At 42.0% G+C, this 25,708-nt stretch carries 27 protein-coding genes, 1 tRNA gene and 2 pseudogenes; 13 read left to right on the top strand and 17 right to left on the bottom strand.

What is annotated here, in order from left to right; genetic code table 11:
- Nucleotides 1-351: 351 nt before the first annotated feature.
- From ICN40_RS09475 to ICN40_RS09460, 4 genes are read right to left on the bottom strand one after another with little or no spacing between them, the layout of a single operon-like run.
- Nucleotides 352-1,887 carry a DHA2 family efflux MFS transporter permease subunit gene (locus tag ICN40_RS09475; RefSeq protein ID WP_255561299.1) on the bottom strand — a complete coding sequence of 512 codons (1,536 nt, stop codon included), beginning with the start codon at nucleotides 1,885-1,887 and terminating at the stop codon, nucleotides 352-354.
- A 20-nt stretch (nucleotides 1,888-1,907) separates the two neighbouring features.
- Nucleotides 1,908-2,864: an HlyD family efflux transporter periplasmic adaptor subunit gene (locus ICN40_RS09470; protein ID WP_216243655.1), complete on the bottom strand. Its 957-nt coding sequence runs from the start codon at nucleotides 2,862-2,864 to the stop codon at nucleotides 1,908-1,910.
- A gap of 23 nt (nucleotides 2,865-2,887) precedes the next feature.
- Nucleotides 2,888-4,318, bottom strand: coding sequence for an efflux transporter outer membrane subunit (locus ICN40_RS09465; RefSeq protein ID WP_216243654.1), 1,431 nt, complete (start codon nucleotides 4,316-4,318; stop codon nucleotides 2,888-2,890).
- Complete coding sequence (locus ICN40_RS09460) at nucleotides 4,315-4,800, bottom strand: MarR family winged helix-turn-helix transcriptional regulator (protein WP_216243652.1); 486 nt, start codon at nucleotides 4,798-4,800, stop codon at nucleotides 4,315-4,317. Before ICN40_RS09460 ends, ICN40_RS09465 begins: the two co-directional genes overlap by 4 nt.
- 234 nt (nucleotides 4,801-5,034) lie before the next feature.
- Between ICN40_RS09460 and ICN40_RS09455 the strand changes: the two genes are divergently transcribed.
- From ICN40_RS09455 to ICN40_RS09445, 3 genes are all read left to right on the top strand, one after another.
- A tRNA-Cys gene (locus ICN40_RS09455) sits at nucleotides 5,035-5,109 on the top strand.
- A 105-nt stretch (nucleotides 5,110-5,214) separates the two neighbouring features.
- Nucleotides 5,215-6,156 (top strand): ABC transporter ATP-binding protein, encoded by a 942-nt coding sequence (locus tag ICN40_RS09450; protein ID WP_216243649.1) that lies wholly within the window; start codon nucleotides 5,215-5,217, stop codon nucleotides 6,154-6,156.
- A complete protein-coding gene (locus tag ICN40_RS09445) occupies nucleotides 6,146-6,913 on the top strand; it encodes an ABC transporter permease (RefSeq protein ID WP_216243648.1) in 768 nt (255 codons plus the stop codon). The genes ICN40_RS09450 and ICN40_RS09445 overlap by 11 nt, the downstream gene beginning before the upstream one ends.
- 108 nt (nucleotides 6,914-7,021) lie before the next feature.
- Here the strand turns inward: ICN40_RS09445 and ICN40_RS09440 are convergent, their stop codons facing one another.
- Together ICN40_RS09440 and ICN40_RS09435 are read right to left on the bottom strand one after the other, a co-directional pair.
- Nucleotides 7,022-7,624 carry a nitroreductase family protein gene (locus ICN40_RS09440; RefSeq protein ID WP_216243646.1) on the bottom strand — a complete coding sequence of 201 codons (603 nt, stop codon included), beginning with the start codon at nucleotides 7,622-7,624 and terminating at the stop codon, nucleotides 7,022-7,024.
- A 36-nt stretch (nucleotides 7,625-7,660) separates the two neighbouring features.
- Nucleotides 7,661-8,695: an aldo/keto reductase gene (locus tag ICN40_RS09435; RefSeq protein WP_216243644.1), complete on the bottom strand. Its 1,035-nt coding sequence runs from the start codon at nucleotides 8,693-8,695 to the stop codon at nucleotides 7,661-7,663.
- A 90-nt stretch (nucleotides 8,696-8,785) separates the two neighbouring features.
- Between ICN40_RS09435 and yghU the strand changes: the two genes are divergently transcribed.
- A complete protein-coding gene (gene yghU, locus ICN40_RS09430; RefSeq protein ID WP_216243642.1) occupies nucleotides 8,786-9,640 on the top strand; it encodes a glutathione-dependent disulfide-bond oxidoreductase in 855 nt (284 codons plus the stop codon).
- 96 nt (nucleotides 9,641-9,736) lie between these two features.
- Here yghU and ICN40_RS09425 read toward each other — a convergent pair whose 3' ends face one another.
- The 4 genes from ICN40_RS09425 to ICN40_RS09410 all read right to left on the bottom strand — a co-directional run bounded on the left by ICN40_RS09425 (nucleotide 9,737) and on the right by ICN40_RS09410 (nucleotide 11,626).
- Nucleotides 9,737-10,243, bottom strand: coding sequence for a hypothetical protein (locus tag ICN40_RS09425; protein ID WP_216243640.1), 507 nt, complete (start codon nucleotides 10,241-10,243; stop codon nucleotides 9,737-9,739).
- A 69-nt stretch (nucleotides 10,244-10,312) separates the two neighbouring features.
- Nucleotides 10,313-10,618, bottom strand: a complete 306-nt coding sequence (locus ICN40_RS09420; RefSeq protein WP_216243637.1) for a hypothetical protein — start codon at nucleotides 10,616-10,618, stop codon at nucleotides 10,313-10,315.
- Nucleotides 10,605-11,177: an RNA polymerase sigma factor gene (locus ICN40_RS09415; protein WP_216243635.1), complete on the bottom strand. Its 573-nt coding sequence runs from the start codon at nucleotides 11,175-11,177 to the stop codon at nucleotides 10,605-10,607. The genes ICN40_RS09420 and ICN40_RS09415 overlap by 14 nt, the downstream gene beginning before the upstream one ends.
- An 8-nt stretch (nucleotides 11,178-11,185) precedes the next feature.
- Nucleotides 11,186-11,626 carry a DUF3106 domain-containing protein gene (locus tag ICN40_RS09410; protein WP_216243633.1) on the bottom strand — a complete coding sequence of 147 codons (441 nt, stop codon included), beginning with the start codon at nucleotides 11,624-11,626 and terminating at the stop codon, nucleotides 11,186-11,188.
- A 144-nt stretch (nucleotides 11,627-11,770) separates the two neighbouring features.
- Between ICN40_RS09410 and ICN40_RS09405 the strand changes: the two genes are divergently transcribed.
- The 3 genes from ICN40_RS09405 to ICN40_RS09395 are packed head-to-tail and all read left to right on the top strand — an operon-like array spanning nucleotide 11,771 to nucleotide 12,924.
- The gene (locus ICN40_RS09405; protein ID WP_216243631.1) at nucleotides 11,771-12,439 is read left to right on the top strand and encodes a Spy/CpxP family protein refolding chaperone; all 669 of its coding nucleotides are present in this window, start codon (nucleotides 11,771-11,773) and stop codon (nucleotides 12,437-12,439) included.
- The gene (locus tag ICN40_RS09400; protein ID WP_216154749.1) at nucleotides 12,440-12,742 is read left to right on the top strand and encodes a hypothetical protein; all 303 of its coding nucleotides are present in this window, start codon (nucleotides 12,440-12,442) and stop codon (nucleotides 12,740-12,742) included.
- 8 nt (nucleotides 12,743-12,750) lie between these two features.
- The gene (locus ICN40_RS09395; protein WP_216243629.1) at nucleotides 12,751-12,924 is read left to right on the top strand and encodes a hypothetical protein; all 174 of its coding nucleotides are present in this window, start codon (nucleotides 12,751-12,753) and stop codon (nucleotides 12,922-12,924) included.
- Between the two features lie 609 nt (nucleotides 12,925-13,533).
- On the opposite strand, the gene ICN40_RS09390 is transcribed toward ICN40_RS09395, so the two are convergent.
- The 3 genes from ICN40_RS09390 to ICN40_RS09380 all read right to left on the bottom strand — a co-directional run bounded on the left by ICN40_RS09390 (nucleotide 13,534) and on the right by ICN40_RS09380 (nucleotide 15,617).
- On the bottom strand, nucleotides 13,534-13,896 hold the full coding sequence (locus ICN40_RS09390) for a PIN domain-containing protein (RefSeq protein ID WP_308281777.1): 363 nt from the start codon (nucleotides 13,894-13,896) through the stop codon (nucleotides 13,534-13,536).
- Nucleotides 13,897-14,109: 213 nt separating this feature from the next.
- A complete protein-coding gene (locus ICN40_RS09385) occupies nucleotides 14,110-14,580 on the bottom strand; it encodes an excisionase family DNA-binding protein (RefSeq protein WP_216243626.1) in 471 nt (156 codons plus the stop codon).
- A 155-nt stretch (nucleotides 14,581-14,735) separates the two neighbouring features.
- Nucleotides 14,736-15,617 (bottom strand): LysR substrate-binding domain-containing protein, encoded by an 882-nt coding sequence (locus tag ICN40_RS09380; RefSeq protein ID WP_076024315.1) that lies wholly within the window; start codon nucleotides 15,615-15,617, stop codon nucleotides 14,736-14,738.
- 140 nt (nucleotides 15,618-15,757) lie between these two features.
- On the opposite strand from ICN40_RS09380, the gene ICN40_RS09375 reads away from it, so the two are divergent.
- Together ICN40_RS09375 and ICN40_RS11915 are read left to right on the top strand one after the other, a co-directional pair.
- Nucleotides 15,758-16,762 carry a YeiH family protein gene (locus ICN40_RS09375; RefSeq protein WP_216243624.1) on the top strand — a complete coding sequence of 335 codons (1,005 nt, stop codon included), beginning with the start codon at nucleotides 15,758-15,760 and terminating at the stop codon, nucleotides 16,760-16,762.
- A 52-nt stretch (nucleotides 16,763-16,814) separates the two neighbouring features.
- A pseudogene (locus ICN40_RS11915) lies at nucleotides 16,815-17,126 on the top strand (thioredoxin family protein).
- Nucleotides 17,127-17,130: 4 nt separating this feature from the next.
- On the opposite strand, the gene ICN40_RS09365 reads toward ICN40_RS11915, so the two are convergent.
- Nucleotides 17,131-17,457 (bottom strand): helix-turn-helix transcriptional regulator, encoded by a 327-nt coding sequence (locus ICN40_RS09365; RefSeq protein ID WP_233126747.1) that lies wholly within the window; start codon nucleotides 17,455-17,457, stop codon nucleotides 17,131-17,133.
- 168 nt (nucleotides 17,458-17,625) lie between these two features.
- On the opposite strand from ICN40_RS09365, the gene ICN40_RS09360 reads away from it, so the two are divergent.
- From ICN40_RS09360 to ICN40_RS09345, 4 genes are all read left to right on the top strand, one after another.
- Nucleotides 17,626-20,850: an efflux RND transporter permease subunit gene (locus tag ICN40_RS09360; RefSeq protein ID WP_216243620.1), complete on the top strand. Its 3,225-nt coding sequence runs from the start codon at nucleotides 17,626-17,628 to the stop codon at nucleotides 20,848-20,850.
- Nucleotides 20,851-20,859: 9 nt separating this feature from the next.
- Entirely contained in the window at nucleotides 20,860-21,078 is a 219-nt protein-coding gene (locus ICN40_RS09355) for a DUF2892 domain-containing protein (protein WP_076024318.1), read from the top strand.
- Between the two features lie 7 nt (nucleotides 21,079-21,085).
- The gene (locus ICN40_RS09350; RefSeq protein ID WP_216243618.1) at nucleotides 21,086-22,468 is read left to right on the top strand and encodes a TolC family protein; all 1,383 of its coding nucleotides are present in this window, start codon (nucleotides 21,086-21,088) and stop codon (nucleotides 22,466-22,468) included.
- 145 nt (nucleotides 22,469-22,613) lie between these two features.
- Nucleotides 22,614-24,071: an NAD(P)/FAD-dependent oxidoreductase gene (locus ICN40_RS09345; protein WP_216243617.1), complete on the top strand. Its 1,458-nt coding sequence runs from the start codon at nucleotides 22,614-22,616 to the stop codon at nucleotides 24,069-24,071.
- Between the two features lie 222 nt (nucleotides 24,072-24,293).
- Here the strand turns inward: ICN40_RS09345 and ICN40_RS09340 are convergent, their stop codons facing one another.
- From ICN40_RS09340 to ICN40_RS09330, 3 genes and pseudogenes are all read right to left on the bottom strand, one after another.
- Entirely contained in the window at nucleotides 24,294-24,623 is a 330-nt protein-coding gene (locus ICN40_RS09340) for a rhodanese-like domain-containing protein (protein WP_308281776.1), read from the bottom strand.
- A 76-nt stretch (nucleotides 24,624-24,699) separates the two neighbouring features.
- The gene (locus tag ICN40_RS09335; protein ID WP_198929320.1) at nucleotides 24,700-25,005 is read right to left on the bottom strand and encodes a rhodanese-like domain-containing protein; all 306 of its coding nucleotides are present in this window, start codon (nucleotides 25,003-25,005) and stop codon (nucleotides 24,700-24,702) included.
- Between the two features lie 275 nt (nucleotides 25,006-25,280).
- Nucleotides 25,281-25,583: pseudogene (locus ICN40_RS09330) on the bottom strand (integrase core domain-containing protein); the annotation flags it as partial.
- Between the last annotated feature and the right edge of the window lie 125 nt (nucleotides 25,584-25,708).

Here is a 25,708-nt window from a genome sequence, read left to right as displayed (position 1 = left end):
CTCCCAAATAGACAAAACACTCACCATTTCTGATGAGGGTTTCTTTTTCTGGTGGGCCCACCAGGACTTGAGCCTGGGACCAAAGGATTATGAGAGCAGACATCCAGGGCAGGCCCCTATAAACAGGGGTTTGCGGGTGGTCAGTGTCGGTGTGTAAGTAAATGTGTGAGTAAATTCATCGATTTAGTAGATGAACTCTATCGGTCTTTGGCTTCAAAAACCAAAGGATTTTTGGAGCAATCATCCAACACCTTGTTGCTCCAAAGTCTTTCTATGATCATTCTAGAGTGAGGAAATTATGAAAACTCCCAAGACCGTTTCCTTGTTGTTTGGTTATCAATAAATGAACAATTAGTGGCCGCCCCCACCGCCGCCAAATGGTGGTTTAGCAAACCAAATAATTGGAATTAAGGAAACCATAATTAATCCAGAAAGCATTAAGAGATGATTTGTTGAAAGGACATAAGCTTGAGTATTAACAAGAATATCAATATATTGACTAATTTGAAGACCAGTCATTCCTTTAGAAGATAAAACATTTACAGCTTGCTCATACCCAACATTCGTAGGATTAATGTACTCAACTAAATTTGCATGATAGGTAGATGCTTGGTTTTGCCAAATCGTTACCCCAATTGCAGTTCCCACGCTTCCGCCCATATTTCTAAGAAAGTTAGTTAAGCCTGTTGCAGCGCTAATAAGTTGGGGTTTTATTTGTGACAAAGAAATTGCTGTCATAGGCACAAAAAATCCCGCAATACCGATACCAGCCAATAAACGCACTAATTGAAGGTGTCCAAATGAAACATCTGATGTGATTGATCCACTCATCCATGCAGAAAAACCAAAAGCAGTAAATCCAATGGTAGCCACCTGCCGCGCCCCAAATCGATCAAGATTAATCCCAAAAAAAGGGCCAAAGAAAATAGATAGGCAACCTACGACAGCCATTACTTGACCGGCCAAAGTGGGGGTGTATCCTAACTGGGTTTGCATCCATAATGGACCAATAATTACAAAAATATAAAAAGCAAAACTACCAATACCTAAACAGCTTGCAGCAATTAAAAAGTTTCGATTACCAAAGAGCCGTAAATTTACAATGGGATACTCTTCCCCTAGCTCCCAAATGACAAGGGAAATCAATGTAATCACTGAAATAATAGCCAAGATACAAATAGTAGTAGAACCAAACCAGTTGAGTTCATTGCCTTTATCTAAAAGTATTTGCAGGCTACCAATACCAACGGTCAGCAAGACTAAGCCAACTTTATCGATTGGAGTAATCACTTTTGGCGATTCTCGACCCTTCATTAACTTTGTGACTGCAAAGGCGCACAACAAGCCAAAGGGGATGTTGATAAGAAAAACGAGTCTCCACACATAATTGTCAGTAAGCCACCCCCCTACTACAGGCCCGAGAACGGGTGCGATGATGAGGGTAAGAGACCAAATTCCTAAAGCTGCACCTCTTTTATTGGTTGGGAAAATCTTAATAATGAGTGATTGCGATAACGGAATCATTGAGGCGCCAACCACCCCTTGTAGAACTCTTGAAAACAGTAACATCTCAAATGATTGTGAGGCTCCGCAAAACAAAGAAGCCAAAGTAAACAGCAGGGTTGCAACCGTGAACTGACGAACGTCCCCAAATCTACCAGCCAACCATCCTGTTAGAGGCAACATAATCGCTTCGCTTACTGCATATGAAGTAATAACCCAAGTTCCTTGCGCCGGACTGACAGCAAAATCCCCCGCTATGGAAGGCAACGATACATTGGCTATTGATATATCCAATACATTCATGAACGACCCCAAACCCAAGGCTAAAGTTGCTAAAACTAATTTGAGCCCTACTAGTTGCGGAGGATTTTCGTTAAGAGCCATCAGTGAAAATAAACCTATACCTACCGATGCAAAATAGAATTGATATGGCTTTCTGCGAGCTCATATTGCTTAAGATAGATATTAGTATCTTGAGAAATTCCACTTTCCATCGCTTGTAGAGGCATCCCAGTATGATTGCTAGTATCGACCTTAACATTCATGGATAGTCCAATCCGAAGAGGGAACCCCTTAAGTTGCTCACCATCCAATGCAATACGAACAGGCAAGCGCTGAACTACTTTTACCCAATTGCCGGTTGCATTTTGAGCAGGCAACAACGCCAATGTTGAACCAGTGCCTGGTGCAAAACCGACTACTATGCCGCGGTACTCAATCTTGCCTCCATAAATATCTGACTCAAGCTTAACTGGTTGGCCAACGCGAATATTACGTAACTGATCTTCTTTGAAATTGGCATCCACCCAAATCTCATCTTTTGCAACCAATAATCCAAGGACCGTCCCGGGGGCAACTCGCTGCCCAATTTGGGCATAACGTTTGGCTAAGATCGCATTAGTTGGGCTTTGGACTTCAGCACGCAATAAATTGATGTAAGCCTGACGGACGTTTTCGGTTAACTTTCGTAAATTTAAATATGAGTGGTCTAACTCTTCTCTCGATACCGCAGCATCACCTTGTAGAGAATTTCTTTTTTGATATTCTAAATAAGCATTAAGTAAATCAATATCGGCTTTTTCTGAAGCAATTTTGGCCTCAGTTGGATCTATCTTAAATAGAACTTGCCCCTCTTTTACGGCCTGTGTTTCTGATACATTGACTGCTGCTATCGCACCCTCAATTTGAGCGACTATTTGTACTTGCGATCCTGCAACATATGCATCATCTGCAGATTCAGAGTTACGACTAAATATGAACCAATAAATAAGTGCCAGGACGCACAGAAAAGCTAGCACTATGCCAAATATTTTGAAGGCCTTTGTTCTGTCAAATTTTTTATTCTCAGCTGCGGTTTCCATAATTCAATTCTTTATGTAAATTTTTAATGGGGTTGAGATGGTGTTTGCAAATAGGATCCGCCCAGAGCCTGTACCAAAATCACGTTTGCGGTGAGCATTTTTGCTTTAGCCTCAGAAATGTTCTGGCCCTGTGCAATATAGGCCTGCTCTATGGTTAATAGTGATTCTTTGGAACTGATGCCTACTTCACTTCTGCGTTGAGTAATTTCATAATTAGTCTTAGCGCTTTGATAGGCATTGCTATAGCTCACATAATTTGCTTGCGAGCTCTGCATCGTACCGATGCCATCAGCAACTTCTCGCAAAGCCTGCACTAGCTGCTCTTGATAATTGGCAATTGCTTGATTACGGCTGGCTTCCTTGCTAGTAATATTGGCATTAATAAGGCCGCCATCGAAAATGGGTAAGTTAATCGCAGGGCCAATACTAAATTGCTGACTCTTACTAGCAAATAGTTGAGATAAGCCAAAGGATTGAACACCCACAAATCCAGCCAAATTGATATCTGGTAAGTACTCTAATTTCGCCCCCTCTAACTGGAGTTTGGCTACATCAATTTGACTCAACAGCGCTTGCAGATCAGGTCTGCGCTCCAGAAGATTGGCAGGAATCACCTCTGGTAAATTCAATCCAGCAAGCTTGACGGCTGGAGATTGCAATCTTTCACCCCAGGATGGACCTTCCTGCACTAGAGCTGCAAGTTGATGTTGAATCATCTGCTTACTAAGAATAGCTTGACTTAGATTTGCTTGAGCACTCTCATAATCCACTTTACGCTGATTAATCATGAACGTATCAGCTAAACCAGCCTTTTGCTTGTCTTGAGCAATTTGATAGAGGCTTTTCTTTACTTCAGTGTCACGGGTGTATAACACTTGCGCCTGAGTGACACGGTCGTAATCAAAATATACTCGCACAATGGCGGTGGAGAGCAAGAGTTCCGAAGCTTTGTAACTTGCCTGCGCTGCTTTTGCTTGGTTTTTAGCAGCATCATAATATTTCTTTTGCTTGCCCCAAATATCCAACGACCAGCTTAGCGACGCATTTACCAAACCATAGCCTGTATAGATCGGCATCCCCGGTACAAAGATATAGTTTTGCGAAAGCTGTTGACGGTCAACCTGCCCACCCACAGCAACTTGAGGAAGAAGCGCGGCTTTCTCAGTTTCTAACATCGCCTGTGCGGCCACAATCCTAGCGCCGGCAATATCCAAACTGGGGGAGTGACGCAACCCTAAATCCACCAATTGATTTAACTGCTGGTCTCCAAAGGCAATCCACCATCGATCCTCAATTTGTGGCGCTTGAGTGTTCAGGTTCGGCTCAAGTATTTCCAAAGGTTTTACAGCCTGTTCAGACAACCCATCTCTTGGAAATAACGCACATGAGGTCAGCATGAAAACCAGTGAAATTGGCGCCAGAATAGACAAATTTTTTATTGATAACTTCATCATGAATCCTTAAATTGCTGCAAATTATTTGCCTCAATACGAAGTAGGTAACTTTTTAGTTGATCAAATTCTTCTAATGTGAAACCTTTTAAGGAGTCATTTAATAAATCACAAAGTCGATCGGGGATATCCTTAATCAACCTTTTTCCTTTTGCAGTTAAAGACAAATAGGTTACTCGCCCATCTCTGCTGGATGGAAGCTTTTGAATCAGTTGCATTAATTCAAGCTTTTGAACCACTCTGACGGTTGCAGCAGCATTTATTCCCAATAATTGTGATATTGAAGAAATCGTTGCTTTTTCACCATGAGCAATCATCATCAGCATACTCATTTGAGATGCTGTGATATGAAGATCGGCAAGTTTCATGTCGGCTAAGCGCTGATAAATCGATTTATTTCGAATCATCAAATACACCAAACTACCCTGAGGTGTATAGCTCTCAGGGGTATAAAACTCAAAACGATGGTCGTTGCTTTTTTTCATAGAATTAGTTGACTAGTCAAGCAATTCTATGGGATTTGACAAATTTTTGCCGACTTCCTAAAAAAAACAATCAAATCAGGGATAAAAGTGAGGAAATATCGCCATTTGGAGTACTTTAAATATAGTTCTACTCAAAATTTAAGAAAGCAAAAAATTTTCGGAATTTTGTAGAGTATTTTTTAATGGGGATACTTAAATAAATGATTCGAATTCTTGAGCTATCCTTCTACTAATGGCGGAATGGCAGAGTGGCTATGCATGAGATTGCAAATCTCACTACCTTGGTTCGATTCCAGGTTTCCGCCTCCAAATTCAGCGCTCGACTACAAGTACTCTGAACACCTTAAGCATTCCCTTTCAAGCTACTGATTAAGATTTTTTACAGTGGCTTGATTTCTAATATCATTAGCGCTTATGACTAACATCCTCTCTATTTCCCATCTCAATAAGACTTATCAGTCTGGCTTCCAGGCCCTAAAAGACATTAATTTAGAAATATCCAAAGGTGAGATCTTTGCTCTGCTTGGACAAAATGGTGCAGGAAAAACCACTCTAATCAGCATTATTTGCGGAATCGTGAGCCCCAGCAGCGGTCGGATTTTAGTAGATGGTAAAGATATCATTGGCGATTACCGCGAGGCTAGAGAATTAATTGGCCTCGTACCTCAAGAGCTCGCTACCGACTCTTTTGAAACTGTTTGGAATACCGTAACATTTAGTCGGGGCTTGTATGGGAAAGCGCCTAATCCGGCCTTCATTGAAAAGATTCTGAAAGACTTGTCCCTATGGGATAAACGTCATAACAAGATCATGACGCTATCTGGTGGTATGAAGCGCCGAGTGATGATTGCAAAAGCACTCTCCCATGAACCCAGCATTCTTTTTCTGGACGAGCCTACTGCTGGAGTGGATGTCAGCCTCAGAAAAGATATGTGGAATTTGGTCAAAATTCTAAAAGACAACGGCACTACCGTCATTCTCACGACTCACTATATTGAAGAGGCTGAAGACATGGCAGACCGCATTGGCATTATTCGTAGCGGTGAGCTCATCATGGTGGACGACAAATTAGCCCTCATGAATAAATTGGGTAAAAAGGAGTTAACTCTTCAGCTACAAAGCCCGCTCCAGAGCCTGCCGAGGGGGTTGGATTTACCGAGTCTAAGTCTTTCAGAAGATAAATATGAGCTTACTTATCGCTTTGACTCCAAAGACGAAGATATTGATATTGCACAGCTACTTCAAAAGATCACAAGCCTAGGCATTATCTTTAAGGACCTTCATACAAAACAGAGTTCACTAGAAGAAATCTTTGTAAATCTCGTTAACTCAGAGGAAGATACCCATGAAGCTTAATTACCATGGTGTACGGGCTATTTATAAATTTGAGATGGCAAGAACACGGCGCACGTTAATGCAAAGCATTATTGCTCCTGTTATCTCGACATCCTTGTACTTTATTGTATTTGGTTCTGCGATTGGTTCACGCATGACCCAGATGGAGGGGATCTCCTATGGAGCATTTATCGTGCCTGGACTAATCATGCTTTCACTGCTCACACAAAGTATTTCTAATGCCTCATTTGGAATCTACTTTCCTAAATTTAGCGGAACCATTTATGAGATCCTCTCTGCGCCGATATCCCCATTGGAGATTGTGATGGGCTATGTTGGTGCTGCAGCAAGTAAATCGATTATTTTGGGCTTAATCATTCTGGCTACTGCTACTTTTTTTGTACCACTGCAAATAGACCATCCTTTATGGATGCTATTTTATTTGGTGATCACGTCAATTACTTTCAGCATGATTGGTTTCATCATTGGCATATGGGCAGATGGCTTTGAAAAACTCCAAGTGGTACCTCTACTCATCATTACACCGCTGACTTTCCTGGGTGGAAGCTTTTATTCGATCTCCGTTTTGCCACCCTTCTGGCAAAAAGTAGCCCTACTCAACCCAGTTGTATATCTCATCAGTGGCTTTCGCTGGAGCTTTTATGGCATTGAGGACGTGTCGCTTTGGGTAAGCCTAGGAATGACAATGTCTTTTTTAGCAATATCAATTGCCGTTGTCATTTGGATCTTTAGAACCGGTTACCGTCTTAAGAAATAATCTGGAAAAGACAAAACCCTCAACATTACTGATGAGGGTTTGCTTTTTTGGTGGGTTGATCAGGACTTGAACTTAGAACTAGGAGCTCTATTTTGAAAGCGCCTAAATTTAAAAATGATTTTCAATAATCATCTCTGATTTAGGGATGAATCCTGGCTTTGGCCATGCTGGTTTAATACCCTTACCAACGACCAACATAGCAGCAATGGCATAGTCTTTAGGTAAATGAATCAGCTCTGCCACCTTATCAAAATCAAAGCCCACCATTGGGCATGAGTCATAGCCCATAGCCTTAGCAGATAGCATCATAGTTTGTAACATAATGCCAGCAGAGCGCATTGCTTCATCTCTTTGTAGCTGCTCTTTTCCAGAGTAAAAAGGATGAATCCAAGGAACTAAAATATCTTGCGCTTCTTTAGGTGCATTTACCCAATATCGAGCAGGATCTTTTTCCCATGCCTTGATATCAACAGTCACTACAAATAATAGAGATCCATCCGTTACTTGAGCTTGATTATGAGCAGCCTCTCGTAGCTCTGCTCTTAAAGCCTTGTCTGTAACATTTACCAAACGCCAGTGTTGGATATTGAATGAAGATGGCGCTTGCATAGCGAGATCTAATAGCTGGTCAGTCTCTTGCTTAGTAAATTCATGGCTTGGGTCAAAGTGCTTAACAGCCCTACGTTCGCGGATTGCATCAAATGTATTCATATTTTTTCCTAAAGTGGTTATTTGAATATTAAAAAATTATTCTTTTACTGGTGGCGTAGCGCGATATTGACCCTGAAAGGCAAGCATCCAACCCGGATACTCAGGCGACAATGCACTGACTTCATCCAGGGACTTAAGCTCATCTTCTGTCAGGGCTAGCTTGCCGGCAGCAATATTGTCTTTTAATTGCTCTAATTTGCGAGCGCCAATAATGATACTTGAAACAGGCTTCTTAGACAAAATCCAAGCCAAAGCCACTTGGGCAACTGATACGCCATGCGCCTTAGCAATTGGTGTCATCGCAGCAATGCAAGTAAACGCCTTGTCTTTGTTAATCGGCGGGAAATCAAAATTGGAACGTCTTGCACCCTCAGGATTTGTCGTATCTCGATTAAATTTACCGGAGAGGTAACCACCGGCTAACGGACTCCATACCATCAGCCCTAATTGCTGATCTTGGACCAATGGGAATATCTCCCGCTCAAGATCCCGACCAGCAATAGAGTAGTAAGACTGCACACTTGCAAACTCAGCAAAGCCTTTTTGCCGTGAAATACCTATTGCCTTCATCACTTGCCATGCTGCCATATTGCATAAACCAATATAGCGAATCTTACCCATTCGAACTAGATCATTTAGAGCTGATAGCGATTCCTCAAATGGCGTTAATGGATCAAAGCCGTGTACTTGGTAGAGATCAATATGATCTAACTGTAAACGCTTCAAACTTGCATTAACTTCATTAAATATATGGAAACGGGACTGGCCCCTTCCGTTGGGAGTTTCGTCCATGATCCCAGTAGATTTGGTCGCAATCACCAACTGATCTCGTGGCAAGCCACAATCTTTAATTGCTTGACCTAGCAAGGCTTCGGATTGACCCATCGAATAGACATTAGCCGTATCGAAAAAATTAATACCACTATCAAATGAAGTCTTCACCAGCTCATTAGCAGCATTTTGCTGCAAGCCACCCATGACCTCCCAAAATCCTTGTGCGCCAAAAGTCATCGTACCTAAGCAGAGCTCGGAAACATAAAGCCCTGTATTGCCCAATAAACGATATTTCATCAAAGCCCCTAAATAAACTATTTGGTAATTTGTCTCGAACAATTTTAGGTCAGCTAGATTAAACTTGCTGAGAACTTGCAAAGGTAAAAAATGACTGATACAACCGAATACACGCCACCCAAAGTCTGGACTTGGGAAAAGCCAAATGGCGGTCAATTTGCAAACGTCAATCGACCTACCGCGGGATCCAGAGAGAAAAAAGAATTACCTATTGGGCGCCATCCTATACAACTGTATTCAATGGGTACGCCTAATGGCGTCAAAGTAACCATCATGCTCGAAGAGCTTCTTGCCCTTGGTCACATTGGTGCTGAGTATGACGCCTGGTTGATTAGGATTAGCAAAGGCGATCAATTTGGCTCGGGTTTTGTAAAGATCAATCCGAACTCAAAAATTCCGGCGCTCCTTGATCGCAGCAAATCACCCCCCATTCCTATTTTTGAATCCGGCTCAATTTTGCTTTATCTTGCCGAGAAATTTGATGCCTTCCTGCCCAAAGATATAGCTACTCGTACCGAAACAATGAATTGGCTTTTCTGGCAAATGGGTAGCGCACCTTACTTAGGTGGAGGCTTTGGACACTTCTATGCCTATGCCCCCTTCAAAATGGAATACCCCATTGACCGATTTGCGATGGAAACCAAGCGCCAACTGGATGTTCTAGATCAACGTTTAGCTGAAAATGAATATCTTGCTGGCAAGGAATACACCATCGCAGATATTGCTGTTTTTCCTTGGTATGGTGCCCTTGTTAAAGGATGGCTTTATGGAGCTTCAGAATTCCTCAGCGTACACGAATATGTAAACGTTCAGCGATGGGCAGATAGAATTCTTGAGCGCCCTGCCGTAAAACGAGGTCGTATTGTTAACCGCACTTGGGGTGAACCATCTGAACAACTTCTTGAACGTCATGACTCAAGTGACTTTGATAACAAATCGCTCTAAAGATTAAATCTTCAATCAATGTATTACGCGATAGCTGAGACTCCGCTTAAAGCCTGAGCTTTTCCATATTCAATACCTTTACCAATTACTTATGCATCAATTAATCTTGTGGGTAAATTCATAGTTAATCCACTGCGATTGAGCAGTCTGCATAAGCTCATACTTTTCTTTATTTGCCTCGCCTATGGAAATTTTCCTAGTTAACAAGTTCTGATAAACCACATCGACTTGGCTATAAAAGCTCTGGTAGATACCCGCTAACTCCGGCACAGGAAAATGACTAGATATTGCTCGACATTCATTTGTAGAGGCTAAATAGGCAGTTAGCGCCTTTGCTTCTTCATCCGTAATTTTGTTTTCAGTAGTGAATAAATTCATCTTATGATCTGACTTCGGAGCGATTTCAAATAACTCATTATTGACAACCTTTGCGGCATCACTCTTCTTAGTCTGATTGATGCAATTAGCAAATTGCTTTTGTGCATCAGATATTTGTTGACGAACGGATGGCTCTGGCGTTGCCTGAAACATAGCATTTTGAGAATAAGTCAAACCCACCATCCCCACAGTAGTGAGTATCGCTGCCAATAATTGCTTTTTCATGATGCTCCTGAGGTTAAAAAAGCCCCGAAAACTCTTTTGAGTTCAAGGGGCAAGGGAGAACACTGTAGATTAAATAGTGGAGAGGCTTAATTCAGACAAGACATCAATCCGATGCAACTCATCATCTTGGGAAGCTATTAGGTGCTGACCTAGCAAGACGGAAGCGGCAATAACCACAAACGCTATCAATGCGGCAAGCCTAGGGTGTAATCTAGCGAGCGCCAAAACTTCAGTGAATCGATGAGTGGGTCGATCCACCTTAAGAACCACTCTTTGCCAATCTTGATAAATGCGTTGCTCAAAATGGGTAGATGGTTCTTGAACTTCGATTTGATCTAACACTTTCTTTAAATGTTTTTTATCATTCGCTCGCATGGGATTCACCTTTTTCTAACTCCATCTTAAGCTTCAACTTAGCCCTATATAACAATTGATCGACGCTATTCTTATTCATACCCATTGCCAGACCAACTTCTTCTGCCGTCATATCTTGATATGCCCACATCAACATCGCCATTCTTTGTTTGCTACTTAAAATATCCATTGCCTTTTTAATGCTTTCTGGGCTGACACCCTCTGAGATACTCCACTCAATCTCTTTCATGGGTTGATGCTCAATCTCATCAAACTCCTCAAAGAACCCCTTGTTAATACTTTTGATCCTATCCAAACAAAGATTGCTCACAATCACGTAAAAGTAAGTAAAAAGTCCCGACTTTCCCGCAAACGAATCGGCACTTTTCCATAAGCGAATAAAGGCCTCTTGCACGACATCTTCTGCATCTTCTTTGTTGCCAAGCATCTTCCAAGCTAAGGAGTAAGCGGGGGAGCTCAATAGGCGAATGACTTCTTTTGACGCCTTGAAATCCCCCGCTACAGCTCCTTTTAATAAAGCCTGCTCGATGCGGTGTTGCTTACTAGGAAATAAAGTCAAACTGATCCTTAATTGCTCATTGGCTTATTCCAATGCTCTTTTTCATTAGGATGCGCCTTCATCCACTCTTCGCGTTCTTTTTTCATCTCAAGACGCTCTTCTGGCGTCATTGCGGCAATCATGGCTTTGCGGTTATCACGTAGCTCTTTCTTTTGCTCTGGAGTTAACGCCTTCCATTGGGCATGCATCTTCTCGCGAAGTGCTTTACGCTCTTCAGGACTTAAGGCTTTGAATTTGGCATGAAGTTTTTGGCGATATGCACGGCGCTCTTCTGGAGTGGCTTGTTTAAATTGCTCTCGCAAATCCTTGGACATTTGCAGGCGTTGCTCAAAGGTCATATTAGCAACTACCTGGGGATCTTGCGGCTCTGGTAAGGCGGCGCTGGCAATGCCAATGGCACTCACCATCAATACACTAGCCATAATTAGACCTTGCATCGTTCTTTTCATTTATATCTCCTTGTTTGTTACTACTTAGACGCGAGCACCTATAGAAAACTTACGGCCAAGACAAAATAATTATTTTCTTTTTAGAGTAAGTATTTTTCAAAATTACTGTCTAACAAGAGTTAGAGACATCCAGTTGAGAGAAAAATGAATCGGGCCATCATGCTATTGCGCTCAATTATCTTGAGTTTTCTAGTTTTAGTAGCAATTTTGCCCATTAAGGAGTCTTTTGCTCAATGGGGCGGATCTCAAGGCTCTGGAATCCCAGGAATGCCTGGAATGCGAAGGGGCGCCGGGCGCAATGCCTCTAATCCCGACTCTTCCAGCGCATCGGCAAACACCCATATCTCAATGCCTGCTCCAGGCTCACATCTGCTTACTTATGAGCAAATTGAAACTGGATTATCTCGCCTTGAGGAAAGCCTTAAGCTAACACCCGAACAAAGCAAGGCTTGGGGTAATTTTGCAATCAAGGTGAGACTTTATGCGAGTGATGTTGCCAAAGAAAGAGCTAAATTGAATATCGATAGTTCCGCCACTATTGATGGACTGAAATTTCTAAGCCAATCTACCGAAGATGCAAAAAATCGATATACCAGCTTAAAAGAGGTTGATGAGGCTGCGAAACCGCTTTACAAATTATTGACTTCTGAGCAAAAGGCATCTTTTGATAGTAAAGTACCTGCTTTTATTAATGCAAGTCAAAAAAGGCTGACGCCAAGCCAACCAAACTACAACTTGCCAGAACTCGGTGGATCACCGTCGCCCAACCAAAAATCTGGGTCAGGCACTTTACCAGACTACATTCACCAGTAAATGCGTAACCCCAATAATCTAAGCGGTCATATTCTGCCGACTTCAGGCGCAATGCTTGGTGTATGCATGACCGTTATCAGCATTGTGAAGCTAACTCAGACCAACCGAGGCATTGCCTATTGGGTAGATGATCTCCTAGCTCTAGATGCCCTCATCTTTCTAGCAAGCTCTATCTTTTCATATCTATCCATTCGAAGTAATTCAAAGAAGGTTTATTTTGAAGATATTGCGGATAAGTTCTTTATGCTCGCATTGATCTGCATGGGTGCCGCAGTCTTACTTCTGACATATGAAATTGTGTAGGCGGTGTGATGGTTGCATCTGGCCGTAAGCAGTCCTTAAATATTGGGTACAACAATCTACAAGTAGTTCATCGCTTCAATGGCAGACCTATATATCTATTGGGGTTGCCATGGAAGATGTGTGAAGATTGCTTCCACACTTTGTTGCACAGAAAGAAATACGACTTAGGAATTTCTCCCTAAGCCGTTGATTTCATTGTTGGGCCCACCAGGACTTGAACCTGGGACCAAAGGATTCCGGCTTGTGTAGCTTTCGCTACTCCTTGGACTATGCCTTCACCATATTCATTTCTGAACTTAGGTGGGTGCCGTCTAGTCTCTACACCTTCAACAGCACTTTCATACTGAAGCTTGGCTCGGCGTTAGCTTGGGCAATTAATTAAAACTACCTTTAGCTTTCTCCGAATTTGACACCATCCCATATACAGTTTCCACGTATATGGCACAACTTACGCTATGAGTCCTCTGCTCTAACCAACTGAGCTATAGGCCCTAAAACTTTACGTTTACTACACACCTTTTGATGGGTGTTTTACTTCTCAAAACCACACAAAAAGCCTATTTACTACACACCTCGGTTTTTGCTCCGGTGTGTAGTGAATTTAAACCGCCTAATCGACCACTAACCTATTGAATCTATTGAGGTCTTTGCTACAAGACCCCTAGGGCTTCTTTCTTATGAGAGCAGAAGGCCTAGATAGAACTCCATAAACAGGGGGTCTACAGTTGGTCAGCGTCAGTGTGTATCGTTTTGTGTAGTAAGGCAGCGCAACTTTAATCGATGTTTAACCATCAAATAAGTGCTGCCGCTTCTCGAATTTTTTGTGCAGTAGCTGGCAATCCATTCTTCTCGAGAGTCTGAGCAAAATCCTCAACAGTTTCAGTCCGCTTTTTTTCTCTCATGCCTTTAAAGGCCGCCATAACAGGCACATTCTCCAAATCCCACTGATTAACAATGAACTCATCAGGATCCAAAATATCTATTCCATGAATGGCCATAATGCTGGGCGGGAAATCTTGATGATTTCTTGTAACAATACAATCAGCATGGCCCGCAATAGCAGCAGCTAAAACGTGAACATCGTTTAGATCGGGAAGATTTAAAGAGCCGGCAATTGAATTCCAAGCGACCTCTGTAATCTCCCAGTCAGGCACAGCCTCTCGCTTATCATCCCTTCGACTACCCAGCCTACCCTTAAGCTCTGGACGATTCTTCTCAAGCGAGCGAATCCAATCTTCTTCAATTTTTTAGTCCATTTAGCCGCAAATAGTCCGGTCACTGCAATGCTCATTCAAGATTCTGCTATTGCCAGTTGATATAGAACGTATGCATCTAGTACTGCGGTATATCTTGCATTGCCAGCTATCTTAGTAATCTAAGTCTAATTCGCGAGCGCTATCCGCCATCCTATCTAAAGCAGACTGTTGTTTTTGTTGTATAACATTCATGTACTCAACCAAATCTTCAAACGCAACTCTCCGATGTGTACCGACCATGCGATGCTTTAATCTTCCCGCTTCCATTTCTTTAATAACAAATGGGCGGGAAACATTAATAAAGTTAGCAGCCTCAACAGTTGAGAACTCGCGTTTTGAAGGAATCAATGTTATTGGGCGCCCCTCACTCATTGCGCCTAATAGTTGACCAATAAATCTTAAGGCTGCTGGAGGCAAATCTACTGAAGGGCGCTCCCCTGAATCAGTGGTTAATGTTATTGCTGCAGACCTAGAGTGATCGAGAGATTCCATAATGCATCTCTGTGCAACTCTGGCTATTTCAATATCTTTTTGAGACATTTGCGGCGGTACTACTTGTCTTACTTTATCTGGCGTAGTCATCGCAATTCCACTTTTAACCTTAGAGATCTAACAATTAAATGCGCCCTAAAACTGTTTGATAATGATACTACTAAACGCAATAAATGAAATAAGTGAAACATCTTTAAAATAATTCATACCGGAAATAGTGGGTTACACAAGGATAGGCCCATAAGTTAACTACTCGCAATAACTTGCTCAAGCGCAACAGACGCTTTAGTTTTAAAACGCTCTTTATGTCTGAGCAAGAAAAAAGCACGTTGGGGTAATGCAATATTGACTTTACTTAGCAATCCCGCACTCAGATAAGACATTACAACCATTTCTGACAATACGCTAGCGTAGGGTCCAGCCAATACTGCCGACCTAACCGCCTCATTAGATGGGAGCGTGATCTCAATATCCAATGCTTTTGAATCAATGTTATTTTCATTGAGCATAGCGAAAAAAGCCGCTCTAGTTCCGGAGCCAGATTCGCGCAATACCCATCGACCACTCAGAAGATCTTTGGGATTGATACGTCTTTTTTTTGCCCATGGATGATTGGATGCAACTACCGCGACAATGTTATCTTGAGCAATCTTTCTAATATCTAGACTCGAGTCTTCAATACCTCCCTCAACGAATCCAATATCTACCAAACCATTTAAAACCGACCTTGCTACTTGCTCTGTATTACCAATCCCAAGGTGAATATCAATAGAGGGGTATTTCTGCTTAAATTTAATTAAGAGGGGCGGCAACCAGTAACTAGCGATAGTTTGACTTGCCTGAACGCTTAGGCTTCCACGTATTTCACCGCCAAGCTCTAAAAGCGTTAATTCAGCAGCCCAGGCTTGAGCGAGCACCGCCCGAGCTTCAATCAAAAATATTCGACCATTTGGATTGAGCTCTATACCCCTTCCCACTCGATCAAATAACTGGGTTCCATATCGATCCTCCAGTACGCGAATTGCCGCACTCACCGCAGAAGGTGTGAGCGCAAGAATATTTGCTGCCTGTGTTAGATGCCCACGCTCTGCTACCTCTACAAATATGCGCAATTGTTCAAGCGTCATATTTTTCCTTCATTTATGTATGTCAATTTAATTACTACTTATATTATTCGTTTTTAATAAACATTACATCAATTATTTATAGATATATTTAATGATTAATTACGGAGATACTTGCTCATCAATGCAAAACCGAGAGCAAAATGAGAAAAGCGATAAATCAATTAACACCAGGGCTTTCACTTTGCGGGCTGATTACCCTCTCCTCTTATTATTTGGAATACCTTGAAATTTATCTATTCGAGCGCGTGTGGCTAGAAACGCTGGTCATGGCAATATTGCTAGGCAGTGCAGTGCGTACCTTTTACCGCCCCAATTCTCGTTTCGATACAGGAATCCATTTTGGAGCTAAGACATTACTTGAAATAGCAGTCGTTTTACTTGGTGCATCAGTTAGCGCTTCTGCAATCATGGCGCAAGGTGCCAGTCTTATTGGAGGCATTGCGCTAGTAGTTGTAATTGCGATTATTGCAAGCTACAGCATTGGCAGACTTGCTAGGCTCCCCAAAAAAATGGCAATTCTAATTGCTTGCGGTAACTCCATTTGTGGCAATTCAGCGATTGCAGCAGTTGCACCCATCATTGATGCAGATGGAAATGATGTAGCCTCTTCCATCGCCTTTACTGCCGTCCTGGGGATCGCGGTTGTTTTAATTCTGCCAATCATGATTCCTCTATTAAATTTGACCGTATTGCAATATGGCGTATTTGCTGGCCTTACTGTATATGCAGTACCACAAGTATTAGCAGCCACCACTTCTGTCTCTTTAATAAGCGCCCATATCGGCACACTGGTCAAATTGGTACGTGTACTGATGTTAGGCCCAGTGGTTTTAACACTTTCGATGCTAAATAGTAGAAATAGTGGAAAGCGTCTCACCCTTTCGCATATGGCGCCCTGGTTTATCGTTGGATTTTTATCATTAATAACAATGCGCTCTTTTAACCTTATTCCACAATTTTTCATAGAGCCCGCTCATATTTTTAGCAATCTTCTAACCGTAATGTCAATGGCAGCTTTGGGTCTAGGTGTTGATGTTCGATCTGTAGCACGCGCAGGATATAGGGTTACAGCCGTAGTGGTCTTATCGTTCGTGACTCTATTTGTAATCAGCTTTGTGTTAATAAAATTACTTGGACTTAATTAATTAGCTTGATTTCATTGACCTGTCCTGGGATTTTCAGACCAAACCCATAGGGGTGAATGTCAATTCTTTAAATGAGTTATTAGTTCACTCTAAAAAACCGATCATTGTTGATTTTTGGGCACCATGGTATGGTCCATGCCGGATATTTGACCCTACTCTTAAGGCAAGCGCTCGGCAACACCTAAACCAAGTCATTCACGTATAAGTAGATACTGAAGCAAACCCTATTGCAGGGCAGCAATTCAATATTCGCTCGATACCGACCTTGGTAGGCTTTAGAGGTGAAATTAAACTTAAACGAGTGAGCGGCGCACTACCTGCCAATCAATTAACTCAGTTTATATCTGTCCTAATGATCAAATAAAAATTCAAACTTTACAAAAGTGCTTTGCCAGCAACTCCATGACTGCAGCAGCGATCTCACTTGAGAGTGTGTAATAAATTTGTCTACCTTCTCTGCGGGTTTTTACTAACTTATTCTCCCGCAGAACTGTCAGCTGCTGGGATAAAGTAGGTTGATAAATTTCCAGAATTTCTTCTAGCTCATAAACACAACGCTCACCTTGACTAATCTCACAAAGCAAAAGCATACGGTCTTTATTGGATAGTACTTTCATTAACTTGCAAGCCACATCTGCAGAAGAGGCCATCTTTTTAAGACTTATTTTTGTTTTGCTAATCGATTTGGTATTCATGTTTACCTGAATTCCATATTATATAAATTTATGAAATATTATACCAAGTCCTAATTTGAAATAGCTGTATCTAGTAAAAAATTAAATTTACCTTACCTAAGTGAATTACCTCTCATAACGAATTATAATTCGATATAATATAAATTAATTAATTTTAGAGTTGAACTCATGAGCATGAAACTTGGCATATCTGGCCGTATCGCATCGTACTTTCAGGGTGCGCAAATTACGCCATTATTAGCAATCGCTATATTGCTATTGGGCCTTTTTGCGATCTTGATTACTCCAAGAGAGGAAGAACCTCAGATTAATGTGACGATGGCTAATGTGCTCATCCCCTTCCCAGGAGCTACAGTAAAAAATGTAGAGCAGATGGTTTCTATCCCGGCAGAGCAGGTTCTCTCACAGATTGCAGGGATTGAGCATGTGATGTCGGTTTCACAAGCGGGCTTATCGGTAATTACCGTTCAATTTAAAGTCGGTGTACCAAGAACAGAAGCCCTAGTAAGACTGCATGATACCGTTGCAGCAAACTCAGATTGGCTGCCTAAGGGAATGGGCGTTCTAGAGCCGATCATTAAACCTAAGGGTATTGACGATGTTCCCATCTTGGCTCTCACGCTCTACTCTAATAATCTCGCTATAAGTGCATTTGAACTCGAGAAGGTTGCAAATCGTATTGAGTCTGATTTAAAAAGAGTTAAGGGTACCCGTGAAGTCAACACCATTGGTGGACCAAGGCGAGCTATCAATGTCGAAATTGATCCCAATAAAATGGCTAACCGTGGTGTCACGCTGGACGATGTGCGTACCGCCTTGAGCTCTGCTAACTTAGGCATGCCAGTTGGTAACTTACTTAATGCCAACTCCACAATTGCTATTGAGTCAGGCCCCTATTTAAAAGATGCAAATGATGTTGGCAGCATTGTATTGGGTGTTCGTACTGGAAACCCCGTCTTTTTGAAAGATATTGCCCAGCTTACGGATGGCCCTCTGCAAACACAGCGCTTGGTCTATAACTCAATACAAAATGAGAAGACCGGCAAGTTTGAAGAGCATCCTTCGGTAACGATTGCCATTACTAAAAAACCTGGTGAAAATGCCATCGATGTGGCTGACCAAGTCAAAGAACAAGTTGAACTTCTTAAGGGGGCGATTATCCCGAAAGATGTAGAGGTATTGGTCTCACGAAATTATGGTGAAACAGCAAATGACAAGGCGACTAAATTAATTCAAAAACTATTATTTGCAACACTCTCGGTAGTAGTTTTAGTTATGATCGCGCTGGGGCGTAGGGAGGCAGCGATTGTTGGGTCTGCCGTAGTTCTAACACTCGCCGGCACCCTATTTGCATCATGGGCCTGGGGATTCACAATCAATCGGGTATCTCTTTTTGCGCTGATCTTTTCAATTGGTATTTTGGTAGATGACGCTATTGTTGTCGTAGAAAACATTCATCGACACCGAGTGATGTTCCCAGAAAAGTCGCTAAAAGAGATTATTCCTGGCGCCGTAGATGAAGTAGGAAGCCCCACGATTCTGGCTACTTTTACTGTTATCGCAGCATTACTTCCAATGGCATTTGTGAGTGGCCTAATGGGTCCTTATATGAGTCCTATTCCAATCAATGCCAGTATGGGTATGCTGCTATCACTTGCGATTGCCTTTGCTATTACACCGTGGATGTCAAGAATTTTGCTGCCAAGAGAAAATGTTCATACCCATTCCGGATTTAACTTCTCAAAGTGGCTTACTCCCAAGTTTCAGATAATTTTCACGCCGCTCTTAAGTGAGCAAAATGGAAAACGCAATCGACGTCGTTTAGGCATGGGTGTTTTAGGAGCAATTATCATTTCTATTGCACTGCCATTAACCGGTTTAGTTGTTCTCAAAATGCTACCTTTTGATAATAAATCTGAATTCCAGGTCATCTTAGATATGCCGGCCGATAGCCGCGTAGAACAGACTGCCGTGGTTTTAAAAGAAATGGGCACTGCAATAGCAAAAATGCCCGAAGTTAGCAGCTATCAAATCTACGCTGGCACAGCAGCTCCAATCAACTTTAATGGTCTAGTTAGACAGTACTATTTTCGGCAAGACCCTAGTAAAGGCGATATCCAGGTGAACTTGGTAGATAAGCACCATCGCTCTGATAAGAGCCATGTAATTGCCGCCAGAATTCGCCCTACCCTAGATACCATTGCAAAGAAATATGGCGCCAATGCTAAAGTTGTAGAAGTTCCTCCAGGACCACCCGTACTCGCCCCGATCGTCGCTGAAGTTTATGGCCCTAGCGAAGAAGCCAGATTGACTGTGGCTAAAGGTGTGCGAAATATATTCGAACATACGCCAGGATTGGTAGATGTCGATGACAGCAGCATCAGCAGTGCACCAAAGGAATTACTGCTAGTTGATCGCCAAAAAGCCAATCTAATGGGTGTATCTCAGATCGATATTATCGCTACCCTTCGGGCTGGCTTATCCGGAGAAAATGTCACCTACCTTCAGGATAAAAGTAAGTACCCAGCATCCATCACCATTCGCTTGCCCGAGGTCAAGCAAGGCGATATCAACGATCTACTAAAGCTAACAGTACGTAATGCAAATCGCGAACTCGTTCCATTAAGTAAGCTATTAATAGTAGTAGATACTCAGCGCGAACAGCCCATTTTTCATAAGGATCTGTTAGCTCTCAATTACGTGATTGCTGATACATCGGGTTCAATTGATAGTCCTTTATATGGCTTATTTAAAACCAGGGCTGAGGTAGATGAATTAAAAGATGCAAGCGGTAATTCCATTAAGGAATTCTTCATCTCGCAACCAAAAGATCCATATCGCAACGTATCCATCAAATGGGATGGAGAATCTCAAATTACCTATGAAACTTTTAGGGACATGGGATTGGCGTATGCAGTTGGATTAATTCTCATTTATCTATTGGTAGTGGCGCAATTTGGATCCTACTTGACTCCATTAATCATCATGGCGCCCATACCACTAACTATTATTGGTGTTATGCCTGGACACGCACTATTAGGGGCGCAATTCACGGCGACCTCCATGATTGGTATGATCGCCCTTGCAGGAATTATTGTGCGCAACTCCATTTTGCTGGTGGATTTCATTAATTTGCAAGTACGCAGTGGTATTGAGTTCAAGCAAGCGGTAGTAAACTCTGCAATTACTCGTGCACAACCAATTGTGTTAACTGGATTGGCTGCAATGTTAGGCGCCTTCTTTATTTTAGATGACCCAATCTTTAATGGTTTAGCAATTTCGTTAATTTTTGGAATACTCGTTTCTACAGTACTCACGCTAGTGGTCATTCCATTGCTCTACTATTCAGCCTACGCCAATAAGCTATATAAAATTTTTCACACAAATAACTAGGAGTAAGAAATGACTACATGGAGCACAGTACGGGTAATTGCAGGGGCTTTTATTTTGTTATCTCTTCTCTTTGGCTTTTCAGGAAGTCCTTTTTTTGTTAGCGAATGGTTTCTGGCATTTACCGCTTTTGTTGGTCTAAATTTATTACAAAGCGGATTGACCGGCTGGTGTTTTATGGAGCGCATTTTACGTAAAGTAGGCCTCAAATCATCGAATACTTGTCACTAAGTCTGATATGAAATCAATCTTTACCCCAAAAAAATTAGCACTCGCAAGCCTCATTAGCGCTCAATTTTTTAGTCCATTAGCTCATGCAGTAGATCTCATCGATGTCTGGAATTCAGCTTTAGAACGAGACCCAGCATATATTTCCAGCAAATATGAACAGCTCGCCGCCGAAAAACACCGGGGGCAAGGCACCGCCCTCTGGCTTCCTAATGTCAATTTGAGTGCCACAACAGCAAGCATTAGTAATAACAGTAGCACGACAGGAGCACAATTCTATGCTCCAGGTATGGGTACATTTAATGGGGCAAACTTCAATACTTCAATCAATAACGGATTTGGCAATCAATACGCCCTATCTATTGTTCAGCCGATCTTTAATAAAGAAAAGTTATCACAAAGTAGACAACTCAAAATGAGTGCCGATGTTGCTGACTTGGGTTGGGCTAATGCCCAACAAAATCTCATTCTACTTGTTGCCGAACGTTATTTTGATGTGTTAAATGCTGAAGAAACCTTGCGATTAATGGGTAAAGAGCAATCAGCGATTCAAGAGATGCGCAATGAGATGGAAAGACGCGCTAGACTTGGAAACGCAACGCAAACTGATCTTGAGGAAGCCAATCAAAATTTAAACTCAATTAAGTTGCAAATTATGAATCTCAAAAATGATTTAGAACTTAAAAAATTATCTCTGAATGATTTATTCCCCTCCAAAGAAAGTATCAAAAAACTAAGCGGTAACCTGAATTTTTCTCAATTAAAACTTGATCCCCTAGCCTCGTATGTTGAAAAATTAAAAGCGCAGAATATTCAACTCAGAATGATGTCAGTACAAGAGTCTATCGCCAAGGAAGAAGTAACGAAGTACGGTATCAGTGCCTCACCGACATTGAATGCAATCGCCCAATCTTCGCGTAATGTTTTGACTGGTTCTGGCGACTTCGGCACAGCAAGCAATACCAATACAAATAATATGATTGGATTGCAGCTCAATATCCCCCTCTATACCGGTGGCTACAGAAGTTCAAAACAAGAGGAATCGCTCTTGCTACTAGAAAAGACGCGCTCCGACATCAATCAGGCCACCTTAAATCTCGAGAAAACGCTACGCAATTTATGGTATAGCCTCCAATCCTCTAAAGATAAATTGACGGTTCTTAAAAATACCCAAAAATCAAGCCAGGATCGCTTAGAGAGTACAAAAAAGAGTTATGAGGTTGGATCTAGAACCAGTTTAGAGTTATTGGCTGCCGAGAATGAACTTATTCAGAATCAGCAAGCGCTTTACCAAGAGCAAGTGAATAACTTATTAAATCGCTTGCGTTTAGCCAGCTTACTGGGTGAACTCGGCGAGCAAGACCTCAAACTAGTTAACACTTACCTAAAGTAGAGCTGAAAACTGTAATTTTTGAGTTTTCTAATTCAGATATTAGGGTAAACATTATATTTTTTTATATCGCGTTTATTTACACTATGAAGAGCACTTGCTAAGGTAATAAAGAAATGATATTAACAACACACAAACTGGTGGAAATATGGCAAAAATAGTTATTTTGGGTGCCGGAATTGCAGGGCATACCGTCGCCAGGCACCTTAATAAGTGGGTAGGCAAGCATCACGAAATTACTGTGATTTCACCAAATGCCAAGTGGAATTGGATCCCTTCCAATATCTGGGTTGGTGTTGGTCAAATGCAAGAGAAAGATGTCACGTTTGATCTTGCAAAAATTTATAAAAAGACTTCAGTGAAGTTTAAGCAAGCAAAAGCCTTATCAATCCACCCAGAAGGTGATTACTCAGAGGAAAAGGGCTTTGTCTCAATCGAATACACCCTTCCAGAAAAAGCAGGTGAGCAGGAAAAAATCTCTTATGATTACCTTGTCAATGCAACCGGTCCTAAATTAAATTTTGGCGCCACTCCTGGGCTAGGACCTGATGGAGGTCACACCGTCTCTGTTTGTACAGCTAGCCATGCAGTAGAGGCAAATCATAAACTACAAGATATTATTAAGAAACTCAGGGGTGGCGATAAAGCTACTTTAGTCATCGGCACTGGTCATGGCACATGTACATGTCAAGGCGCTGCATTTGAGTATATTTATAACGTCGATCACGAGCTACGCAATGCGAATGTTCGCGATAAGGCAGACCTTGTTTGGCTTAGCAATGAATATGAATTGGGTGATTTTGGTATGGGCGGCATTCATATTGAACGAGGTGGTTATATTACTAACGGCAAAACCTTTGCCGAATCATTAATGGCTGAACGCGATATTCGCTGGATCACTAGAGCTGCTGTTACTAAAGTGGAGCCTGGAATAATCCACTACGAAACTATCAATGGCCAATTCTATGAGCAGAAATTTGATTTTTCAATGCTGATTCCGCCCTTCTCTGGCGTAGGTATGAAAGCGTTTAACAAATCGGGTGAAGACATCACGAGTGAAGTATTTGCGCCTAATGGGTTCATGAAAGTCGATGCTGATTACACTCCTAGGCCGTATGCGGAGTGGAGTGCAAAAGATTGGCCTCATACCTACCAGAATCCAAGCTATGGCAATATGTTTGCGGTAGGTATTGCATTTGCTCCTCCCCATATGATTAGTAAACCAATGCAAAGCCCAAATGGTACGGTAATCAATCCTACCGCTCCACGCACAGGTATGCCATCTGCTGCGATGGCAATGGCAGTTGCCTTAAGTATTCGAGATATGATTAATGGAGCTCCGAAACCAACCCAAAAAGCCTCAATGGCAGAGATGGGTGCCGCTTGTGTTGCATCAACTGGCTCTGGCTTATTAACTGGTACCGCCGCAAGCATGACCGTGTTCCCAGTAGTTCCGAATTTTGAAAAATACCCAGAATATGGCCGTGATATGAATCTAACCTTTGGAGAAATTGGGCTTGCAGGCCACTGGTTGAAGTATCTACTACATCTTTTATTCATATACCAGGCTAAGCTGAAACCGGGCTGGTCCATCATCCCAGATTGACATTTGAAGAGAGAATGCTGTGTCTAAAATAAAAAATCCTGAACCATACCAGCAGGCTTATTATCCGCCTACTCCAACAGCTTTTACAAAGTTTATGAGGACTTTTATCCCCTGGCAATTTGTACGGTTTTTAATTATTACCGGTAAGATGCTAAAGATGATGGTAAAAACAAAACATTAAGAAAGCACTACTGATTGCATGATAAATCTGCAGTCAGTACATTACCCTAATTCTGGATGTGAAATCTTCGCAATTCGATTGCCTGCAGCAGCCCAAGCATCACCCCCCCCCGCTTTAGCCTGAACGCTCAAATAGCCCATTTCGACTAAGGTCTTGGCGGCCAGTGAAGATCGACCCCCGTTTTTACAGTACACCAGTATTTTCAAATCCCTTGCAGATAAGGCCTCTGAAGCATTCATTTTAAACTCTAGGAGCCCGCTAGGGATATGGGCAACCCCTTGTATATGGCCGATCACAAATTCATCCGGCTCACGTACATCAATCAGTATGTCCGTGGCAGTCAACTCCGACTGGGCAAGTTCAATATCCACTTACGAGACTTGTGATTTCGCCAACAAAACCAAATCTTGGTCACTTTTCATAGGTCTTGTCTACTTTACTTATTAATTAAATAATTCGTTTTCCGAGTCGCATTGCAAGCGAGCTAATACCGCCGCCATTGATTACTTGCTCGTAACCAAGGGATAGCAAGGCTTTTCTGGCCATGCCGGAGCGCATTCCGGATGCACAAAAAACCACTATAGGCTTACTTTTTTCAGAGGGTAATTTTTTAGCTTTGCCACTAATTTCAGCTAAAGGAATATTAATTGCACCTTCCATCGCGCCACTGGCAACCTCACCTTGAGAGCGAACGTCAATAAAGATTGCATTTTTTGGAATCTCTGCTTGTCCAGAACCTGAAAGTGCATTCATGATGCTTCCAAAGAATCCCATGATATTACCTCCCCCATTTATCATTTAATATACCAAATTATATATCATCATCTTATTAAAATTCTGGTTACTTTTAATTCAAAAGTGAAGTCTAGTTACAGAATTCTCCTAATTTATCGAGGTTTGGTATAGAAACAGAATGTCTTGATGGGGAGCCTATCAGACCCAAGTCGGCTAATGAGGTGAGAGAGCGGCTGATGGTTGAACCGCTGTCAATTTAGGCCCACTACTTGAGAGAGTTTTTCCATAGTAAGTTATTGCAGCAAAATGGGTTGAGTTTGGATGATTTTGGGTACTTGGGTTTGGGGTGCAGGTGGCCTGTAACCGAGTGCACTATGGGGCCGTTCATGGTTGTAATGCTTGACCCATTCCCCAACCACTACCTTAGCTTCTTGTAGGCTGTAAAAGATTTCTCCATCAAGCAGGTTGTCTCCAAAGGTGCCGTTAAAGCTTTCACAAAAACCATTCTCCCAAGGACTGCCTGGAGTAATGTAAGCAGTCTTCACTCCTATGCCAGATAACCATTTACGCAACTCTTTGGCAATAAATTCTGGCCCATAGTACATGCAGAATGGTAGTCAGCCGCAGCAATTTAAGCCATGCTGGTGATTGCGAGATCATCAATAAGGAGTATTGCTATGGCTGACCACTTAAACAATAAACCCTTTGGGGCATGGATTGC

Source organism: Polynucleobacter sp. Fuers-14 (genome assembly GCF_018882045.1).
Classification (GTDB): domain Bacteria; phylum Pseudomonadota; class Gammaproteobacteria; order Burkholderiales; family Burkholderiaceae; genus Polynucleobacter.
The sequence above is the reverse complement of the archived record's forward strand: the minus strand, read 5'-3'. Positions and strand labels throughout refer to the sequence as shown.

Excerpts from the sequence above, each read along its gene's own strand:
- ICN40_RS09435 (WP_216243644.1), bottom strand. The coding sequence starts at position 8,695 with ATGAAATATCGTTTATTGGGCAATACAGGGCTTTATGTTTCCGAGCTC.
- ICN40_RS09470 (WP_216243655.1), bottom strand. The coding sequence starts at position 2,864 with ATGGAAACCGCAGCTGAGAATAAAAAATTTGACAGAACAAAGGCCTTC.
- ICN40_RS09380 (WP_076024315.1), bottom strand. The coding sequence starts at position 15,617 with ATGACGCTTGAACAATTGCGCATATTTGTAGAGGTAGCAGAGCGTGGG.
- ICN40_RS09475 (WP_255561299.1), bottom strand. The coding sequence starts at position 1,887 with ATGGCTCTTAACGAAAATCCTCCGCAACTAGTAGGGCTCAAATTAGTT.
- ICN40_RS09450 (WP_216243649.1), top strand. The coding sequence starts at position 5,215 with ATGACTAACATCCTCTCTATTTCCCATCTCAATAAGACTTATCAGTCT.
- ICN40_RS09355 (WP_076024318.1), top strand. The coding sequence starts at position 20,860 with ATGACTACATGGAGCACAGTACGGGTAATTGCAGGGGCTTTTATTTTG.
- ICN40_RS09405 (WP_216243631.1), top strand. The coding sequence starts at position 11,771 with ATGAATCGGGCCATCATGCTATTGCGCTCAATTATCTTGAGTTTTCTA.
- ICN40_RS09335 (WP_198929320.1), bottom strand. The coding sequence starts at position 25,005 with ATGAATGCACTTTCAGGTTCTGGACAAGCAGAGATTCCAAAAAATGCA.
- ICN40_RS09375 (WP_216243624.1), top strand. The coding sequence starts at position 15,758 with ATGAGAAAAGCGATAAATCAATTAACACCAGGGCTTTCACTTTGCGGG.
- ICN40_RS09460 (WP_216243652.1), bottom strand. The coding sequence starts at position 4,800 with ATGAAAAAAAGCAACGACCATCGTTTTGAGTTTTATACCCCTGAGAGC.
- ICN40_RS09400 (WP_216154749.1), top strand. The coding sequence starts at position 12,440 with ATGCGTAACCCCAATAATCTAAGCGGTCATATTCTGCCGACTTCAGGC.
- ICN40_RS09465 (WP_216243654.1), bottom strand. The coding sequence starts at position 4,318 with ATGATGAAGTTATCAATAAAAAATTTGTCTATTCTGGCGCCAATTTCA.
- ICN40_RS09360 (WP_216243620.1), top strand. The coding sequence starts at position 17,626 with ATGAGCATGAAACTTGGCATATCTGGCCGTATCGCATCGTACTTTCAG.
- ICN40_RS09425 (WP_216243640.1), bottom strand. The coding sequence starts at position 10,243 with ATGAAAAAGCAATTATTGGCAGCGATACTCACTACTGTGGGGATGGTG.
- ICN40_RS09440 (WP_216243646.1), bottom strand. The coding sequence starts at position 7,624 with ATGAATACATTTGATGCAATCCGCGAACGTAGGGCTGTTAAGCACTTT.
- ICN40_RS09345 (WP_216243617.1), top strand. The coding sequence starts at position 22,614 with ATGGCAAAAATAGTTATTTTGGGTGCCGGAATTGCAGGGCATACCGTC.
- ICN40_RS09410 (WP_216243633.1), bottom strand. The coding sequence starts at position 11,626 with ATGAAAAGAACGATGCAAGGTCTAATTATGGCTAGTGTATTGATGGTG.
- ICN40_RS09395 (WP_216243629.1), top strand. The coding sequence starts at position 12,751 with ATGGTTGCATCTGGCCGTAAGCAGTCCTTAAATATTGGGTACAACAAT.
- ICN40_RS09385 (WP_216243626.1), bottom strand. The coding sequence starts at position 14,580 with ATGACTACGCCAGATAAAGTAAGACAAGTAGTACCGCCGCAAATGTCT.
- ICN40_RS09365 (WP_233126747.1), bottom strand. The coding sequence starts at position 17,457 with ATGAATACCAAATCGATTAGCAAAACAAAAATAAGTCTTAAAAAGATG.
- ICN40_RS09420 (WP_216243637.1), bottom strand. The coding sequence starts at position 10,618 with ATGCGAGCGAATGATAAAAAACATTTAAAGAAAGTGTTAGATCAAATC.
- ICN40_RS09350 (WP_216243618.1), top strand. The coding sequence starts at position 21,086 with ATGAAATCAATCTTTACCCCAAAAAAATTAGCACTCGCAAGCCTCATT.
- yghU (WP_216243642.1), top strand. The coding sequence starts at position 8,786 with ATGACTGATACAACCGAATACACGCCACCCAAAGTCTGGACTTGGGAA.
- ICN40_RS09445 (WP_216243648.1), top strand. The coding sequence starts at position 6,146 with ATGAAGCTTAATTACCATGGTGTACGGGCTATTTATAAATTTGAGATG.